The 15,143-nt window shown below is 69.9% G+C and carries 15 protein-coding genes; 12 read left to right on the plus strand and 3 right to left on the minus strand.

What is annotated here, in order from left to right; translation table 11 throughout:
* The first annotated feature begins 66 nt into the window (after window positions 1–66).
* From HPY23_RS05380 to HPY23_RS05430, 11 genes are all read left to right on the plus strand, one after another.
* The gene (locus HPY23_RS05380) at window positions 67–690 is read left to right on the plus strand and encodes an FMN-binding negative transcriptional regulator (RefSeq protein ID WP_091887791.1); all 624 of its coding nucleotides are present in this window, start codon (window positions 67–69) and stop codon (window positions 688–690) included.
* A gap of 80 nt (window positions 691–770) precedes the next feature.
* Complete coding sequence (locus tag HPY23_RS05385) at window positions 771–1,667, plus strand: LysR family transcriptional regulator (RefSeq protein ID WP_060849984.1); 897 nt, start codon at window positions 771–773, stop codon at window positions 1,665–1,667.
* Between the two features lie 117 nt (window positions 1,668–1,784).
* Window positions 1,785–2,585: a putative hydro-lyase gene (locus HPY23_RS05390; protein ID WP_060849985.1), complete on the plus strand. Its 801-nt coding sequence runs from the start codon at window positions 1,785–1,787 to the stop codon at window positions 2,583–2,585.
* A 138-nt stretch (window positions 2,586–2,723) separates the two neighbouring features.
* On the plus strand, window positions 2,724–3,974 hold the full coding sequence (locus HPY23_RS05395; RefSeq protein WP_091887789.1) for an ABC transporter substrate-binding protein: 1,251 nt from the start codon (window positions 2,724–2,726) through the stop codon (window positions 3,972–3,974).
* 182 nt (window positions 3,975–4,156) lie between these two features.
* Window positions 4,157–5,035 carry a branched-chain amino acid ABC transporter permease gene (locus tag HPY23_RS05400; RefSeq protein WP_060849987.1) on the plus strand — a complete coding sequence of 293 codons (879 nt, stop codon included), beginning with the start codon at window positions 4,157–4,159 and terminating at the stop codon, window positions 5,033–5,035.
* Window positions 5,035–6,075, plus strand: coding sequence for a branched-chain amino acid ABC transporter permease (locus HPY23_RS05405; protein WP_091887787.1), 1,041 nt, complete (start codon window positions 5,035–5,037; stop codon window positions 6,073–6,075). Before HPY23_RS05400 ends, HPY23_RS05405 begins: the two co-directional genes overlap by 1 nt.
* Window positions 6,072–6,803 (plus strand): ABC transporter ATP-binding protein, encoded by a 732-nt coding sequence (locus tag HPY23_RS05410; protein WP_091887785.1) that lies wholly within the window; start codon window positions 6,072–6,074, stop codon window positions 6,801–6,803. Before HPY23_RS05405 ends, HPY23_RS05410 begins: the two co-directional genes overlap by 4 nt.
* Window positions 6,796–7,500 (plus strand): ABC transporter ATP-binding protein, encoded by a 705-nt coding sequence (locus HPY23_RS05415; RefSeq protein ID WP_060850849.1) that lies wholly within the window; start codon window positions 6,796–6,798, stop codon window positions 7,498–7,500. Before HPY23_RS05410 ends, HPY23_RS05415 begins: the two co-directional genes overlap by 8 nt.
* Window positions 7,501–7,559: 59 nt before the next feature.
* Window positions 7,560–8,141: a hypothetical protein gene (locus HPY23_RS05420; protein ID WP_060849990.1), complete on the plus strand. Its 582-nt coding sequence runs from the start codon at window positions 7,560–7,562 to the stop codon at window positions 8,139–8,141.
* A 317-nt stretch (window positions 8,142–8,458) separates the two neighbouring features.
* Window positions 8,459–10,612: a methyl-accepting chemotaxis protein gene (locus HPY23_RS05425; RefSeq protein WP_091887781.1), complete on the plus strand. Its 2,154-nt coding sequence runs from the start codon at window positions 8,459–8,461 to the stop codon at window positions 10,610–10,612.
* A 238-nt stretch (window positions 10,613–10,850) separates the two neighbouring features.
* Window positions 10,851–11,381: a protein phosphatase CheZ gene (locus tag HPY23_RS05430; RefSeq protein WP_244533727.1), complete on the plus strand. Its 531-nt coding sequence runs from the start codon at window positions 10,851–10,853 to the stop codon at window positions 11,379–11,381.
* Between the two features lie 26 nt (window positions 11,382–11,407).
* Here the strand turns inward: HPY23_RS05430 and HPY23_RS05435 are convergent, their stop codons facing one another.
* From HPY23_RS05435 to HPY23_RS05445, 3 genes are all read right to left on the minus strand, one after another.
* On the minus strand, window positions 11,408–11,950 hold the full coding sequence (locus HPY23_RS05435; RefSeq protein ID WP_091887779.1) for a GNAT family N-acetyltransferase: 543 nt from the start codon (window positions 11,948–11,950) through the stop codon (window positions 11,408–11,410).
* Between the two features lie 72 nt (window positions 11,951–12,022).
* The gene (locus tag HPY23_RS05440) at window positions 12,023–12,349 is read right to left on the minus strand and encodes a DUF6916 family protein (RefSeq protein WP_091887777.1); all 327 of its coding nucleotides are present in this window, start codon (window positions 12,347–12,349) and stop codon (window positions 12,023–12,025) included.
* Window positions 12,346–13,041: a phage tail protein gene (locus tag HPY23_RS05445; protein WP_060849995.1), complete on the minus strand. Its 696-nt coding sequence runs from the start codon at window positions 13,039–13,041 to the stop codon at window positions 12,346–12,348. The genes HPY23_RS05440 and HPY23_RS05445 overlap by 4 nt, the downstream gene beginning before the upstream one ends.
* Before the next feature lie 1,719 nt (window positions 13,042–14,760).
* On the opposite strand from HPY23_RS05445, the gene HPY23_RS33755 reads away from it, so the two are divergent.
* Window positions 14,761–15,143, plus strand: a 383-nt coding sequence (locus tag HPY23_RS33755) for a collagen-like triple helix repeat-containing protein (protein WP_276530182.1), incomplete at its 3' end; no start/stop codon positions are given.

The following is a 15,143-nucleotide window of genomic DNA, read 5'->3' on the forward strand; positions in this document are numbered from 1 at the left end:
CGCCGGACCCGTGTCGCCCGAAACGACCCGCTGCCCGAAACGACCCGCCGCCGGAGGAGACCTTCGATGTACGTCCCGCCCGCCTTCCGCGAGACAGACGAGGCCGCGATCCACGAAACGATGCGGGCCGCACCGCTCGCGAGCCTCGTGACCGCGACGGCGGACGGGCTCCTGTGCACGCCGCTGCCGCTCCTCCTCGCGCCGGAGGAGGGCGAGCGGGGCGTGCTCTACGGCCATCTCGCCCGGGCCAACCCGCATTGGCGTGCGCCGGCCCTGGCGGAGTCCCTGGCGATCTTCTCGGGGCCCGACGCCTACGTGACGCCGTCCTGGTACGCGACGAAGCGCGAGACCGGGAAGGTCGTGCCGACCTGGAACTACGTCGCGATCCACGCCTACGGCACCGCCGAGTTCTTCGACGAGCCCGACCGCCTGCTGGCCGTCGTGACCCGGCTCACCGAGCGGCACGAGGGCGCGCGGCCGGCCCCCTGGGCGGTGGCCGACGCGCCGGCCGACTTCGTCGCCGCGCAACTGCGCGGCATCGTCGGCCTGCGGCTGCCGATCGCGCGGCTCGAGGGCAAGCGCAAGATGAGCCAGAACCGCAGCGCGGCCGACCGCGCCGGCGTTGCGGCCGGGCTCGCGGCGGGCGATGACGGCGCGCGCCGCGTGGCCGCGCTCATCCCGGAGGGCTGATACCGCCCGCCCCGGCCGGAATTTGCGCCCGGTCCGATCCTTGCTCCAAGATGCCCGGCGAACGCGAACCGGGACGGGGCATGGCGGACCTGCGAAGCCTGGAGATCTTCTACTGGGCCGCCTCGTTGTGCAGCTTCCGCAAGGCGGCGGAACGGATGAACACCTCGCAGCCGGCGGTGTCCCAGCGCATCGCCGCCCTGGAGGACGAGTTCGGGGTGCGGCTGTTCGAGCGCCGCGCCCGGTCGGTCGCGCTCACGCCCAAGGGGCGCGACCTCCTCGGCTATGCCGAGCGCTTCCTGCACCTGCGCACCGAGATGATGCGGAGCGTGGCCGGGCCCGGCACGATGCGGGGCGTCCTGCGCCTCGGGGTGTCGGAGACCATCGTGCACACCTGGCTGATGCGCTTCATCGCCCGGATGAACGAGACCCATCCCGGGGTCACGGTGGACATCGCGGTCGACATCTCGCCCAACATGCGCGACGCGCTGCTGAACCGCGACCTCGACCTCGCCTTCCTGGTCGGCCCGATCACCATGCCGAGCCTCGTCAACCTGCCGCTCTGCAGCGTGTCCCTGGCCTGGATCGCCGCGCCGCAGCTCGATCTCGGCCCAGGCGAGGTCAGCCTGGCGAGCCTCCTGCGGCATCCGCTGATCACCTACCCGAAGAACACCAACCCTTACGTGTCCTTGCGCGAGATGCTGGCGCGCTCCGACCTGCCGCCGCCGCGGCTGCACAGCAACGCCTCGCTCTCCACCATCGTGCGCATGGCCCGCGAGGGCATCGGCATCGGGGTGATCCCGCCCGAGGTGGTGCGCCGGGACCTGGAGGAGGGGGCCCTGCGGGTGATCGCCCCGGCGCCGGCTCTGCCCGACATCGCCTTCACGGCCACCTATGCCAGCCTGCCCGACAGCGGCCTCGCGGCGGAGGCCGCGCGGCTCGCCTGCGAGGTCGCCGCCGCGCCGGACTGGCGCCAGTGACACGGATAAGGACCGCTTATCGAAACCGATGCGAAATCACGATTGGCCGTGACGTGCCTGCGATGTGATCATGCTTCATCCTTGGGCAGGACATCTGCCGCGAGCAGGGGAACTGCGATGACCCTTCCCTTCGACCGGGCGCGGATGAGCGGCGAGGCCGCCCGGCTCGCCTGCCGGAGCGGCGCCATCACGGGCTGCACCGCCGGCATCGCCGACGGCTTCGTCCAGGGCAACCTCGCGGTGCTGCCGGCCGACCTCGCCGCCGAGTTCCTGCTGTTTGCCCAGCGCAACCCGAAATCCTGCCCGATCATCGGCGTCTCCGCGCCGGGCGAGCGGCGGATCCCCGAGCTCGGCCTCGACCTCGACATCGCGACCGACATCCCGGGCTACCGGGTCTGGCGCGACGGCGAGGTGGTGGCCGAGCGCGACGAGGTCGCCGATCTGTGGCGCGACGACCTCGTCGCCTTCGTGATCGGCTGCTCGTACTCGTTCGAGGCGGCGATGGCCGAGGACGGCCTGCCGCTGCGCCACGTCGAGATGGGGGTGCGGGTACCGATGTACCGCACCAGCATCCCCTGCACCCCGACCGGCCGCTTCGCCGGGCCGATGGTGGTGTCGATGCGCCCGCTCACCCCTGCCCAAGCCATCCGGGCGGTGCAGATCACCTCGCGCTTCCCCGCCGTGCACGGTGCGCCGGTCCATCTCGGCCGGCCGGACCTGATCGGCATCGCGGACATCGCCGCCCCCGATTACGGCGATCCGGTCACCATCGGTGCCGACGAGATCCCGGTCTTCTGGGCCTGCGGCGTCACCCCGCAATCGGTCATCGCCGCGGTGCGCCCGGCTTTCGCCATCACCCACGCCCCGGGCTGCATGCTGATCACCGACCGGCGCAACAGCGAATATGCGGTACTCTAACAGATGTCCCCTATCACTTCGTCTTAGCCTCTTGTTCGCGTTATTCCCGCGTTCGGGCCGTCGACGGTGCCGGCGTCGGCTTTTCAAAAGCAGCGGAATGAGGCTTAGAAGAACTCCCCGACCCCTGGAGGCCAGCGCATGATCCGTCGTCGAGAACTCTTGGTGGGCGCCGGCGCCCTCTCCCTCGCCTCGCTCCGCGGTGCGCCCGCCCGCGCCGCGGCGCCGGAGGTGGTGGTCGGCGTGCTCTACGCCATGTCGGGGGCGAGCGCGCAGGTCGGGGTCGATGCCCGCCACGCCATCGAGACCGCGCTCGACCTGATCAACAACGACCACGACCTCGACCTGCCGGGCGCCAAGGGCGTCGGGCTCGCCGGCATGGGCGGCGCCAAGATCCGCCTCGTCTTCGCCGACCATCAGGCCGATCCGCAGAAGGGCCGCGCCGAGGCCGAGCGCCTGATCACCCAGGACAAGGTGGCGGCGCTCGTCGGCTGCTACCAGTCGGCGGTCTCGGCCACCGTCAGCGCCACCGCCGAGCGCTATGGCGTGCCCTTCGTCTGCGCCGATTCCTCGTCGCCGAGCCTGCATCGCAAGGGCCTGAAATACTTCTTCCGTCCGGCCGCCCACGACGAGATGTTCTCGACCGCGATGTTCGATTTCCTGGACGCCCAGCGCAAGCGGGGCCAGACGATCGACTCGGTCGCCCTGTTCTTCGAGGACACCATCTACGGCGTCGATTCCTCGACGGTGCAGCGCAAGCTAGCGGCCGAGCGCGGCTACAAGCTCGTCGCCGACGTGAAGTACAAGAGCAACTCGCCCTCGCTGACCGCCGAGGTGCAGCAGCTCAAGACCGCCAACGCCGACGTGCTCCTGCCGACGAGCTACACCACCGACGCGATCCTCTTGACGAAGACGATGGCCGAGCTCGGCTACAAGCCGAAGAGCATCATCGCGCAAGCGGCCGGCTTCTCCGAGAAGGTCACCTACGACGCGGTCGGCGACAAGCTCCAGGGCCTGATCTCCCGGGGCAGCTTCTCCCTCGACCTCGCCGCCAAGCGCCCGATGGTCGCTACCGTCAACGCCATGTACAAGGCCCGGGCCGGCCGCGACCTCAACGACAACTCCTCGCGCCAGTTCATGGCGATGATCGTGCTCGCCGACGCTCTCGACCGCGCCGGCTCGACCGACGGCCAGAAGATCCGTGCCGCGCTCGCCGCCACCGACATCCCGGGCAACCGCACGGTGATGCCCTGGACCAAGGTGGCCTTCGGCCCCGACGGCCAGAACGTCCACGCCGATCCGGTCCTGCTGCAGTGGATCGGCGACAAGTTCATCACCGTCTTCCCGGAATCGGCCGCGGTGGCGCCGGCCAAGTGGCCGATGAACGCGTGAAGCACTTTCCCCTCCCCCCCTGTGGGGAGGGGTCAGGGGTGGGGGTGGTGCAGGATCGAGCGCGAGATTTCTCCGGCACCACCCCCACCCCCTTACCCCTCCCACAGCGGGGAGGGGAGGCGCTCCCTTCTGATGCGAAGGCGCCCGCGAACCACACGCCCCCACCGGAGCCCCCCACCCCCATGACCACGCAAGCCCTTGTGCAGGTGCTGGCGAGCGGCCTCCTGATGGGCTTGATCTACGCCCTGATCGCGGTCGGCCTCTCGCTGATCTTCGGCCTGATGGACGTGGTGAACTTCGCCCATGGCGAGTTCCTGATGCTCGCCATGTACGCGACCTTCGGGCTGGTGCTCGTCACCCGGCTCGATCCGGTGGTGCTGATGCCGCTGGTCGCCGCCCTGCTCTTCGTGCTCGGCGCCGCCGCCTATCTGGGCGTGGTCCGCTTCGCCATGCGGGCCAAGGCCAACCAGGGCATGGTGCAGATCTTCGCCACCTTCGGCCTCGCGATCCTGCTCCAGGGCGCCGCCCAGTACCTGTTCACGCCCGATTACCGCAACGTCCAGAACACCTGGCTCGGCGGGCGCACCCTCGAACTCGGCGGGATCTTCCTGCCCTGGCCGCAGCTGTTCGGCGCCGTGGTCTCGCTCGCCGCCTTCGGGGGCCTGCACCTCCTGATGAGCCGCACCGATTTCGGCCGCGCGCTGGAGGCGACGCGCGAGGATCAGGGCGCGGTGGCGCTCGTCGGCATCGACCGCAACCGGGTCTTCGCCCTCGGCTGGGGCTTGGGCGCCGCACTCGTCGGCCTCGCCGGCGCGGTGCTGGCGATCTTCTACTACATCCACCCCCAGGTCGGGGCGAGCTTCGCGCTGATCGCCTACGTCACGGTGGCGCTCGGCGGCTTCGGCAGCGTCGCCGGGGCGCTGGTCGCCGGGATCATCGTCGGCCTCGTCGAGGCGTTCACGGCGGTGATCCTGCCGCCGGCGCTGAAATCGATCGGGGTCTACGCCCTCTACCTCGCCGTGGTGTTCGTGCGGCCGCAAGGCCTGTTCGGGAGGCTCTGATGACCGCCGCGACCACCACCCTGGCCCCGGGTTCCGGCCTCGCGCGGGCCGAGGCGAGCTACGCCGCCAAGCGCCGGCGCAAGCTCGTCGTCGCCGCCCTGGTCTTCGCGGGCCTCACCGCGCTGCCCTACGGCATCACCGACGTCTACCTGCAGAACGTCCTGATCCTGACCCTGATGTATGCCGCGCTGTCGCAGAGCTGGAACATCCTGGGCGGCTATTGCGGGCAGGTGTCGCTCGGCCACGCGCTCTATTTCGGCTTCGGCGCCTACGCGACCTCGGTCCTTTTCGTGAATTACGGCGTGCTGCCGTGGTTCGGCATGCTGGCGGGCGGCCTTCTCTCCGCCGCGGTGGCGCTGGTCCTCGGCTATCCGTGCTTTCGCCTGGCCGGCCACTACTTCTCGATCGCCACCATCGTGATCGCGGAGATCGGGCTGCTGCTCGTCCACAACTGGGACTTCGTCGGCGGCGCGATGGGCATCCAGTGGCCGTTCAACCCCGATTCGTGGTGGACGCTCCAGTTCGCCCGCGACAAGGTCCCGTACGTCCACTTCGCGGTCGGCTTCCTGGCGGTCGTCTGGTTCGTCACCTGGCTGATCGAGGGCTCGCGCTGGGGCTACTGGTGGCGCGCCGTCAAGGACGACGCCCAGGCCGCCGAGAGCCTCGGCGTCGAGGTGTTCCGGTCCAAGATGGCGGCGGCCGCGGTCTCGGCCTTCTTCACCGCGATCGGCGGCGGCTTCTACGCGGCCTACGTCTCCTACATCGACCCCGAGAGCGTGATGAGCTTCCGCTTCTCGCTGCTCTTCGCCTTGCCGGCGGTGCTCGGCGGCATCGGCACCCTGTGGGGGCCGCTCGTCGGCGCGGCGATCCTGATCCCGCTCACCGAGATCAGCCGCTCGTATCTCGGCGGCAGCGGCAACGGCCTCGACCTGATGCTGTACGGCGTCCTCGTCATGGTGGTGGCGCTCGCCCGGCCGGAAGGCGTGCTCAGCCTGTTCGCCCGCAGCCGCCGGGCCCGCAACGAGGAGGCCGCGCCGTGAGCGAACCTTTGCTGCGCATCGACCACGTCACGCTCCGCTTCGGCGGCCTCGTCGCCAACGCCGATGTCAGCCTCGACGTGCCGGAGGGCCAGATCCTCGGCCTGCTCGGGCCGAACGGGGCCGGCAAGTCGACGCTGTTCAACCTGATCTCCGGCACCTACCAGCCGAGCGAGGGACGGATCTTTTTCCTGGGCGAGGACATCACCCCGCTCTCCGCCCCCGAGCGCTGCCGGCGCGGCATCGCCCGCACCTTCCAGGTGCCGCGCTCGTTCGATTCGATGAACGTGCTCGAGAACGTGATCGTCGGGGGCTTTGCCCGCCACGCCGGCGCCGCGGCGGCCCGGCGCCGGGCGCTCGAGACCCTCGATTTCGCCGGGCTCGCCCACCGCGCCGAGGCCGTGGCCGGCGAGCTGACCCCGCCGGAGAAGCGCCGCCTGGAAGTGGCGCGCGCGCTCGCCACCGAGCCGAAGCTCCTCCTCCTCGACGAGGTGCTGACGGGATTGACCCCGAGCGAGGCCAAGGCCGGGGTCGAGCTGATCCGCAAGGTGGCGGCGAGCGGCGTCACCGTCATCATGGTCGAGCACGTGATGGAGGTGGTGATGCCGCTCGTCGACCGCGCCGTCGTCCTGCATCTCGGCCGGGTTCTCGCGGAAGGGCACCCGACCGAGGTGGTGCGCCACGAGGGCGTGATCACCGCCTATCTGGGGGAGCGCCACCGTGCTGCTTGAGGTCCGCGGGCTCTCCACCGCCTATCAGGGCTTGCTCGCCATCCAGGGCGTCTCGATCGAGGTCGCGAGCGGCGAGATCGTCGTCGTTGCGGGCGCCAACGGCGCCGGCAAGTCGACGCTGCTCAAGTCCATCGCCGGGATGGAGCGGCCGAAAGCCGGCGAGGTCGTCTTCGACGGCGCCCGCATCGACGGGCTGCCCGGCCACGCCATCACGGCCAGGGGCATCGCCTACGTGCCGGAGAACAAGCGGCTGTTTCCCCGCCTCTCGGTCGCCGACAACCTGCGCCTCGGCAGCTACCTCCACCGCAAGGCGGCCGACCGCGAGGCGCCGCTGGAGCGGGTGTTCTCGCTGTTTCCCCGCCTCAAGGAGCGCCTGCCGCAGCGCGCCGGCACGCTCTCGGGCGGCGAGCAGCAGATGCTCGCCATCGGCCGCGCCCTGATGACGAGGCCGCGCCTCTTGATGCTCGACGAGCCCTCGCAGGGCATCATGCCCAAGCTCGTCGACGAGATCTTCTCCGCCATCGAGGCGATCCGGGCGTCGGGCACCACGATCCTGCTGGTCGAGCAGCGCCTCGCGGAATCGCTCGGCATCGCCGACCGGGCCTACGTGCTCCAGACTGGCCGGCTGATGCTCTCGGGCCCCGCCGCGACCCTGCGCGACGACCCGGAGGTGCGCCGGGTCTATCTCGGGATCTGATCCGTGACTCCCGCTGCCGGTCCCGATGCTCTACAGAGGCCCGGCACGGAGACCCAGCGATGACCACCCCCACCACCGAGATCACGCTCGAGCGCATTGCCCTGATCCGGCGCCTGGTCGTGGCCTGGGACCCGGCGGGGCAGGGCGCCCCGGCGATCCACCCGGACGCCCCCTACGGCAGCCTCGACCGCGACGGCGACATCGCCAACGTCACCGGCGACGACGAGGGCGCGGCGGAGGAGCACCGGGCGGTGGGCGCGGCGCTCGTCGCCTTCCTGCGCCACGCCGAGCTGAAGCCCGGCCGCTACGGCTACCACAACCCGCTGACCAAGCTCGACCTGACGCACGTCTCCGACGTGTTTCGCGACGAGAGCGCCGGCACCTCGCCCGAGCAGATCGTGTTCGAGGTCGGCCCCGAGCACCTCGCCCTGATCCGCCACCTCGCCCTGGGGTGGGACGAGGCGCGCGGCGTTCCGGCGGTCGATGCCGATGCTCCCTACGGCCCGGGAACGCTGGACGACGCGATGGTCCGGGCGCTCGGCGGCCCCCGCGACGACCTCGCACGGCTGCACCGCGCGATGCAGCCCGCGCTCCAGATCTTCCTGCGCAGCGCCGACATCGCGCCGGGCGACTACGCCTGAGGGCGGCCTGCAGTCCAGTATCGGCGCTGCGCCCGGAGGCCGGCTCCGGGCATGGCGATTGCCCGATGGTCATCGGCATGAGACCTGCCGCGGAAACTACACGCAGTAGCGGAAGCGATCCAATCCACCGGGCTGGCGCCAGTCCGGACTAGGCCAAAGGTCCGGTCGTAACTGTTATCGCCTTGGCCGAGGGCCGCAGAGGGCTGCGCTTTACGAAAAATTTCCTCGCTTATGATGCTCTCAGGACAACGGGGGTTCTGCCTTGAATCCCCATGCCTTCAACGGCAAGCAGCGCATCGCGAGCTGGATTACCCTACATGCTGACCCTGTCGAAGCTCGCCGTCCGGCTGCCCGCCACCATCGTCGGCCTGGCCCTCGTCAGCTCGTCCGTGATGGGGGGGCTGAGCTGGTACACGGCCAGGAGCAGCCTCGTCTCGGCCGTCGAGGACCGCCTGCGGCTCGCAGCGACCGCGACCGGCCACGGCATGGCGCTCGTCGCCGACCGGGCCCAGGCCGAGTTCGTCGCCGCCGCCAACCACCCGCAGGTGGCCTCGAACTTCACCGACCTGATCGAGACCCTCGATCCGGGCAAGCCCGACTATGCCGGCATCCTGGCGGCGTTCCGGGCGCCGCAGGGGATCGAGGCGCGGCTGGCCTTCGACGGCACCACCACCAACACCATGTACGGCCGCCGGCACGTCAAGGTGCAGGAGGTCGCCCGCAAGCTCGTCGGCCCGGCCGGCTACGCCGACCTGATGTTCCTCGATACCAACGGGCGCATCGTCTACACGGCGACCAAGGGCGACGACTTCGCCGCCTCGCTCGCCGACCCGGCGCTGCGCGACACCGGCCTTTCCAAGCTGTTCGAGCGGATGAAGGCGGGTGGCCCCGACGCCGTGAGCTTCGCCGACTTCGCCGCCTACCCGGTCGGCGGGCAGGCCGCCTTCATCGGCAAGCCGATGAACCGGCGCGCCAACGTCGCGATGGGCACCGCCCAGGCGGTGGAGCGCGCCGGCTACGTGGTGATGCGGATCACCCCGGCCCTGTTCGACCAGACCCTGACCCATCGCGCCGGCCTCGGCGAGACCGGCCAGACCCTGGCGGTCGGCGCCGACGGCAAGCTGCGCGGCAACCCGCCCCTCGACCCCGCCGTCAAGGCCGGCGCGCCCCTGAGCGAGCTCGGCATCGCGCCGGACCAGCTGGCGGCGGACAAGACCTTCGGCTACGACGGCGCCGACGGCCGCCACCGGGCGGTGAGCGCCGTCGTGCCGGTGCTCGGCGTGCCCTACACCCTGGTGGCGGAGCAGTCCGAGGCGGAGGCGCTCCAGGCGGTGGGCGAGCTCTCTCGCCTCCTCGTGATGATCGGGCTCGCGGTGCTCGCCGGCACGGCGCTCCTCGGCCTCCTGATGTCGCGGGCGATCGTGCGGCCCCTCGGCGCCCTGACCACGGCGCTCAAGGCGCTCGCCGCCCGCCAGGTCCTCGACGCGGTGCCGGGCTTCAAGCGCCGCGACGAGATCGGCGACATCGCCCGGGCCGTGGTGATGATCCGCGACATGTCGCTCGAGGACGCCGCCCAGCAGCTCCAGACCACGGAGGCCGCGCGGCTGCGCGAGGAGCAGGCCCGGCGCAGCCTGCTGCGCGACCTCGCCGACCGGTTCGAGGCCTCGGTCGGCGGCATCGTCGGCCGGGTGTCGGGCGCGGCCGAGGGGCTGATCGGCGCCTCCGGCGCCATGCACCAGGCGGTCGAGGGCACTTCGTCGCGCTCGGTCACCGTGGCGGCGGTCGCCCGACAGACCAGCGGCAACATCGGCGCCGTCGCGGCGGCCGCCGAGGAACTCGGCGCCACCGTGGCGGAGATCAGCCGCCAGGTGGTCCAGGCCGCCGGGATGTCGTCCGAGGCGGTGGCCCAGGCCCGCGGTGCCGGCGGCACGATGGCGGAGCTGTCGGCTGCCGCCACCCGCATCGGCGACGTGGTCGGCCTCGTCTCGCAGATCGCCTCCCAGACCAACCTGCTCGCGCTCAACGCCACCATCGAGGCGGCGCGGGCGGGCGCGGCCGGCCGCGGCTTCGCCGTGGTGGCCGCCGAGGTCAAGGAACTGGCCGGCCAGACCGCCAAGGCGACCGAGGAGATCGGCCGTCACGTCGCGGCGATCCAGGCCACCAGCGAGGGGGCGGGCGGCGCCATCGCCGGGGTGACCGCGCAGATCGAGGCGATGAGCCAGGTCACCACCGGCATCGCCTCGGCGATCGAGGAGCAGGGCGCGATGACCCACGAGATCGTGCGCCAGATGGCCGAGGCGACCGAGGGCACCGCCGCGATGACGACCGACATCAACGAGGTCGCCGGCGCCGCCGCCGCGGCCGGCCGCGCCGCCTCCGAGGTCTCGCAGGGCTCCGACGACCTCGCCGAGCAATGCGCCCGCCTGCGCCGGGAGGTCGACGGCTTCCTCGCCAGCGTCCGCGCCGCCTGACCGGGTCGCTTCCCGGCAGGACCGATCGATCGCGGCCGAAGGCCGGATCCTGCCGCCGGGTGGGGTCCGGCCTTCGCCGTTCCGGGCGTCCGCCCGGGGCCGCCGCACGACAGTATTGGCCGGCGGCGCGGCGCCCGGATGACGGTACGGCGACGTTCGGAATTGATTAAGTCGGACGGGCTACGGTCTTTCGCAGCGTGATGTCTTGCAACGGCCTGCGATCATGATGACTGGTACGGTGAGCCCGGGATCCCTCGAAGACACGACGGCGCTGCTGCAGCGTCACCTGATGTCGATCTCCGAGACCATCGCCCGCACGCGCCAGGAGATCGCCGACCTGCGCGAGCAGCAGGAGAGCGGCCGCGCCCGCGACGAACTGCACGCCGTCGTCCAGGGCACCGAGCAGGCCACCCACACCATCCTGACCGTCTCGGAGACCGTGGATGCCCTCGCCCGCGGCATCGCCAAGCGGGCGCAGGACGAGGCGACGAGGGAGGATGCCCGCGCGATCCAGGCCGAGATGCAGACCGTGTTCGAGGCCTGCAACTTCCAGGACCTGACCGGCCAGCGGATCTCCAAGGTGGTGCGCACCATCGTCGACGTCGAGGAGCGGGTCGGCGAGATGCTGCGCCTGTGGTCCGGCGCCACGCCCTCGCCCGCCCGGCCCAAGCCCGACACCCGCGGCGAGGAGGACTCCCTCCTCAACGGCCCGGCCCTGCCCGGCGCCGCGGCGGTGTCGCAGGACGCCGTCGACGCGATGTTCCCGTAGCGCGCCGTTCCGGACGCCCCGCGCCGTCAGCCGGCGGCGAGTCCGGCCGGCTGCGGCGCCCGCAGGCAGGCCGGGAGCCACGCCATCTCGTAGAGCGGCGGGCGCACGGCGGTGACCTGGAAGCCCAGGCGCTCGTAGAGGGAGCGCCCGTCGGTGGCGCCGGCCATCGGGGTCGAGAGGGTGATCGGCAGGCGCAAGCTCTCGGCCGCCGCCTGCAGGCTGCGCACCAGGTCGGTGCCGATGCCCTTGCCGCGGGCAGCCTGGACGATCGCCAGTTCGGTGATGCGCCAGTCGGCATAGCCGAGATCGACGACGAGGCGCCCGACCGCCTGGCCCGTGCGCTCGACGATGAAGTCCAGGTGCTCGGGATACACGCTCTCCAGCCCGGCGCGCAGCACCCGGTATTGCTGCTCGTAGAGCGCCTGAAGGGCGTCGCGGTCGAGATCGACCAGGGACAGCCATGGCCGCGATTCGATGAAGAGCTGCAGCAGAAAGCCCTGGTCGGACGGGCGGATCGGGCACAGGGCGAGGCCGCCGAAGAGTCGGAGGGAACCGGCGGGCGAGGCCATGGGGCTGGGCTCCTGTCAGGTAGGGGACATGCGAAAGGCGCCCCCGCATGCGGGATGCGGGGGCGCCGGAACTCAGTTGAAGAGCGCCTGGAGGGCGACGGTGCCGGCTGGGTAGCCCACCGCCAGGATCCTCTCGACGTGGAACGGTTCGATCTCCGCCAGGATCGGGTGGGTCAGCACGCAGGGGCCCCCCGTGAAGCCGCCGACCGTGTCCTCAGGGCAGGTGAAGATCAGGCTGAACGCCGTGCGTGCGCTGCCCGGTATGGTCGATCGGGGATATTCCCTGCACTGCGCCAGGGTCACAGCCACCGCCGTGTGGTCCGGGCTGCCTAGCCGGCACTCCTCTCCCACCAGGGGGGAGAACAGCGCGGCCGAGAGGGTGCCGAGCGAGAGGGTCACTGACGGCTGGGGAAGAGGCCGTTCACCGCGATCATGAAGTTCACGGCGAGGGAGGGCTGGTACACACTGACCGGCGTGCCGCTGCCGGCGAGCGCGGTCTGCACCGTGCCGCCGGTGACCGTCTGCACGGACACGGTCTGCTGCGGGATCGACGGGTTGCCCGTCACCCCCGCCGAGACGCCACTGAGTGGGACCAGGTTGGTAGTCGCCGTGGTGCCGTACACCTTCTGCGAACTTACCCCCGTGCTGGACAGCATGGAGTTGAGACCCACCGAAGGGCCGGAGGCCACGGCAGTGTTGGACGTAGCATTCACCGTGACGGTGACGCCCAGGTCGCCGGTCGTCCCCGGAATAGTGACGTTTTGCGGCCCCGTGGTGGGGGTGAAGGTCGCCGCGTGGTTGTGGGGCGGCAGGTTGGCGAGGCCGAGCGCCTGCGTTGGGGCGCCGGTCGCTTGGCCAATGTTGAAGGTCTGGGGCGGGGTGAAGGGCGCATTGCCGATGCCGATCGGGGTGCGGCCACGCAGATCCGGCAAGTTGAAGTACGTGGTACCATTGCCGCCGTAATATGTGCCGATCAGCGCGTACAGAGCCTGATACTGGTTGAGCGGCATCTGCTGTCCGGCGCACATCTGCCAGTCTGGCGGCGAAAAGTTGAAACCGAACGACAGGATCGTGCCGATGAAAACTTCCATGACTGATCGTTCTCCCCTTTGATTGCGCAGACGAAATCGTAGCAGGTTGCCGAACCGGTCATGAATCGCCGATTCGTCGAGCGACTAAACGGTTACGACCTCCCGACGATTGCCCGCAAGCGTCGCAAGAAAAAAATATTTTTGAGATCCCAGGAGGATTCGTTGAATTGTCGTGCTCGGGCCCGCCGGTCCGTTGTGACATTACCCTCGTCGTCCGATCGGGGGAGGGGCTCGGGGCCGGTGATCAGGGCAAGGGCTCGGGGCCGGCAGGCATCGTCAGACCGGCACCGCAGCGTTGGTTGCTCAGTCTAGGACGGCCTGTGCTTTACGAGATGCCAGGGGTAAGCGCGTTAGTGTCGATCCACATGGCCAACAGTCTTCGACAGTTTCATCAAATAAAATTGATAAAAGATTCTTTTACTTCTTGGATTGAGCTTGCGATTTTGTGGTCAAAAAAACTATGATATGATATTTATCGAAACAATATTCCGATTGATCATTTTATTACGAGCCGACGATAATCAAAATTTTCCGAGTGAGAAAAATACCACTGAGGTTGAAATTTCTGATGGGATCGACTGAAGACACATCTTCTATCTTTCCGTTTTGGTGCTCGGCAGGCATTTTGTCGTAAGTGCGAAGGGATGAAGCCGGGCACTCGGATGAGGGGCCCGCTTCACACGAAAACGGTTGGACGTGGCAATGCCTCAAACATTATTTAATATATTTGGAACATATCGAGACAGCGGTAGCGCAGGATCCACAATAAGCTTCTACGATGGTAGTGGAAATTACATTGGAGATGTTGGAACGCAGGTAATTATTGCGGGCTCGCCTGGGACACAGCCTACTGTCAATAGTACTGTTAACTATTTTTACCAATATATTTACAACGGTGCTCCCGAGAGTGCTCCGGGAAGTTTTACGGCTTACTCGCAAGATGGAAACGGTAGAGTATTTTCTGTAACAGACACCGTTGGCGGAGGAAGTACATCGTCGTCAACAGCGGACGCCACCCTGACCCTCAATTCAACCGCCGCAACCGTTGATGGTGCGACCGGCCCGCAGGGTGCCACGGGTGCTCAGGGCACGACGGGTGCGCAGGGCGCCACCGGCGCCCAGGGCACGACGGGTGCGCAGGGCACCACCGGCGCGCAAGGGGCGACGGGTGCGCAGGGCACCACCGGCGCGCAGGGTGCGACGGGTGCGCAGGGCACCACCGGCGCGCAGGGCGCGACGGGCGCGCAGGGTAGCACCGGCGCGCAGGGCACGACGGGCGCACAGGGCACCACCGGCGCGCAGGGCGCCACGGGGGTCCAGGGCGCTACGGGCGCCCAGGGCACGACGGGTGCGCAGGGTAGTACCGGCGCCCAGGGTACGACGGGTGCGCAGGGCGCCACCGGCGCACAGGGCGCAACGGGCGCGCAAGGCACCACTGGTGCCCAGGGCACGACGGGCGCACAGGGCACCACCGGCGCGCAGGGTGCCACCGGCTCCCAGGGTGCCACCGGCTCCCAGGGTGCGACGGGCGCGCAGGGTACCACCGGTGCCCAGGGCACGACGGGTGCGCAGGGCGCGACAGGCGTCCAGGGCGCAACGGGTGCGCAGGGTACAACTGGAGCCCAGGGGACGACCGGTGCGCAGGGCACCACCGGCGCCCAAGGCGCGACCGGCGTGCAGGGTGCGACCGGCTCTCAGGGCGCGACCGGAACGCAAGGCGTGACGGGGGCCCAGGGTGCGACCGGCGTCCAGGGTGCCACGGGTGCGCAGGGTACCACCGGTGCCCAGGGGACGACCGGTGCGCAGGGCACCACCGGCGCCCAAGGCGCGACGGGAGTGCAGGGCGCGACCGGCTCGCAAGGTGCCACCGGTCCCCAGGGTGTCACCGGTTCGCGAGGCGCGACCGGCGATCAGGGCGTGCAGGGTGAGACCGGCTCGCAAGGCACGACGGGGGCCCAGGGTGTCACCGGTTCGCAGGGCGCGACCGGCGTCCAGGGTGCCACCGGTGCCCAGGGCGTGACCGGCTCGCAAGGCGCGACGGGAGCCCAGGGCGTCACCGGTTCGCAGGGCGCGACCGGTGTCCAGGGTGCCACCGGTTCGCA

It is taken from the genome of Methylobacterium ajmalii, assembly GCF_016613415.1.
Classification (GTDB): domain Bacteria; phylum Pseudomonadota; class Alphaproteobacteria; order Rhizobiales; family Beijerinckiaceae; genus Methylobacterium; species Methylobacterium ajmalii.

Excerpts from the sequence above, each read along its gene's own strand:
- HPY23_RS05380 (WP_091887791.1), top strand. The coding sequence starts at position 67 with ATGTACGTCCCGCCCGCCTTCCGCGAGACAGACGAGGCCGCGATCCAC.
- HPY23_RS05385 (WP_060849984.1), top strand. The coding sequence starts at position 771 with ATGGCGGACCTGCGAAGCCTGGAGATCTTCTACTGGGCCGCCTCGTTG.
- HPY23_RS05390 (WP_060849985.1), top strand. The coding sequence starts at position 1,785 with ATGACCCTTCCCTTCGACCGGGCGCGGATGAGCGGCGAGGCCGCCCGG.
- HPY23_RS05395 (WP_091887789.1), top strand. The coding sequence starts at position 2,724 with ATGATCCGTCGTCGAGAACTCTTGGTGGGCGCCGGCGCCCTCTCCCTC.
- HPY23_RS05400 (WP_060849987.1), top strand. The coding sequence starts at position 4,157 with ATGACCACGCAAGCCCTTGTGCAGGTGCTGGCGAGCGGCCTCCTGATG.
- HPY23_RS05405 (WP_091887787.1), top strand. The coding sequence starts at position 5,035 with ATGACCGCCGCGACCACCACCCTGGCCCCGGGTTCCGGCCTCGCGCGG.
- HPY23_RS05420 (WP_060849990.1), top strand. The coding sequence starts at position 7,560 with ATGACCACCCCCACCACCGAGATCACGCTCGAGCGCATTGCCCTGATC.
- HPY23_RS05425 (WP_091887781.1), top strand. The coding sequence starts at position 8,459 with ATGCTGACCCTGTCGAAGCTCGCCGTCCGGCTGCCCGCCACCATCGTC.
- HPY23_RS05435 (WP_091887779.1), bottom strand. The coding sequence starts at position 11,950 with ATGGCCTCGCCCGCCGGTTCCCTCCGACTCTTCGGCGGCCTCGCCCTG.
- HPY23_RS05445 (WP_060849995.1), bottom strand. The coding sequence starts at position 13,041 with ATGGAAGTTTTCATCGGCACGATCCTGTCGTTCGGTTTCAACTTTTCG.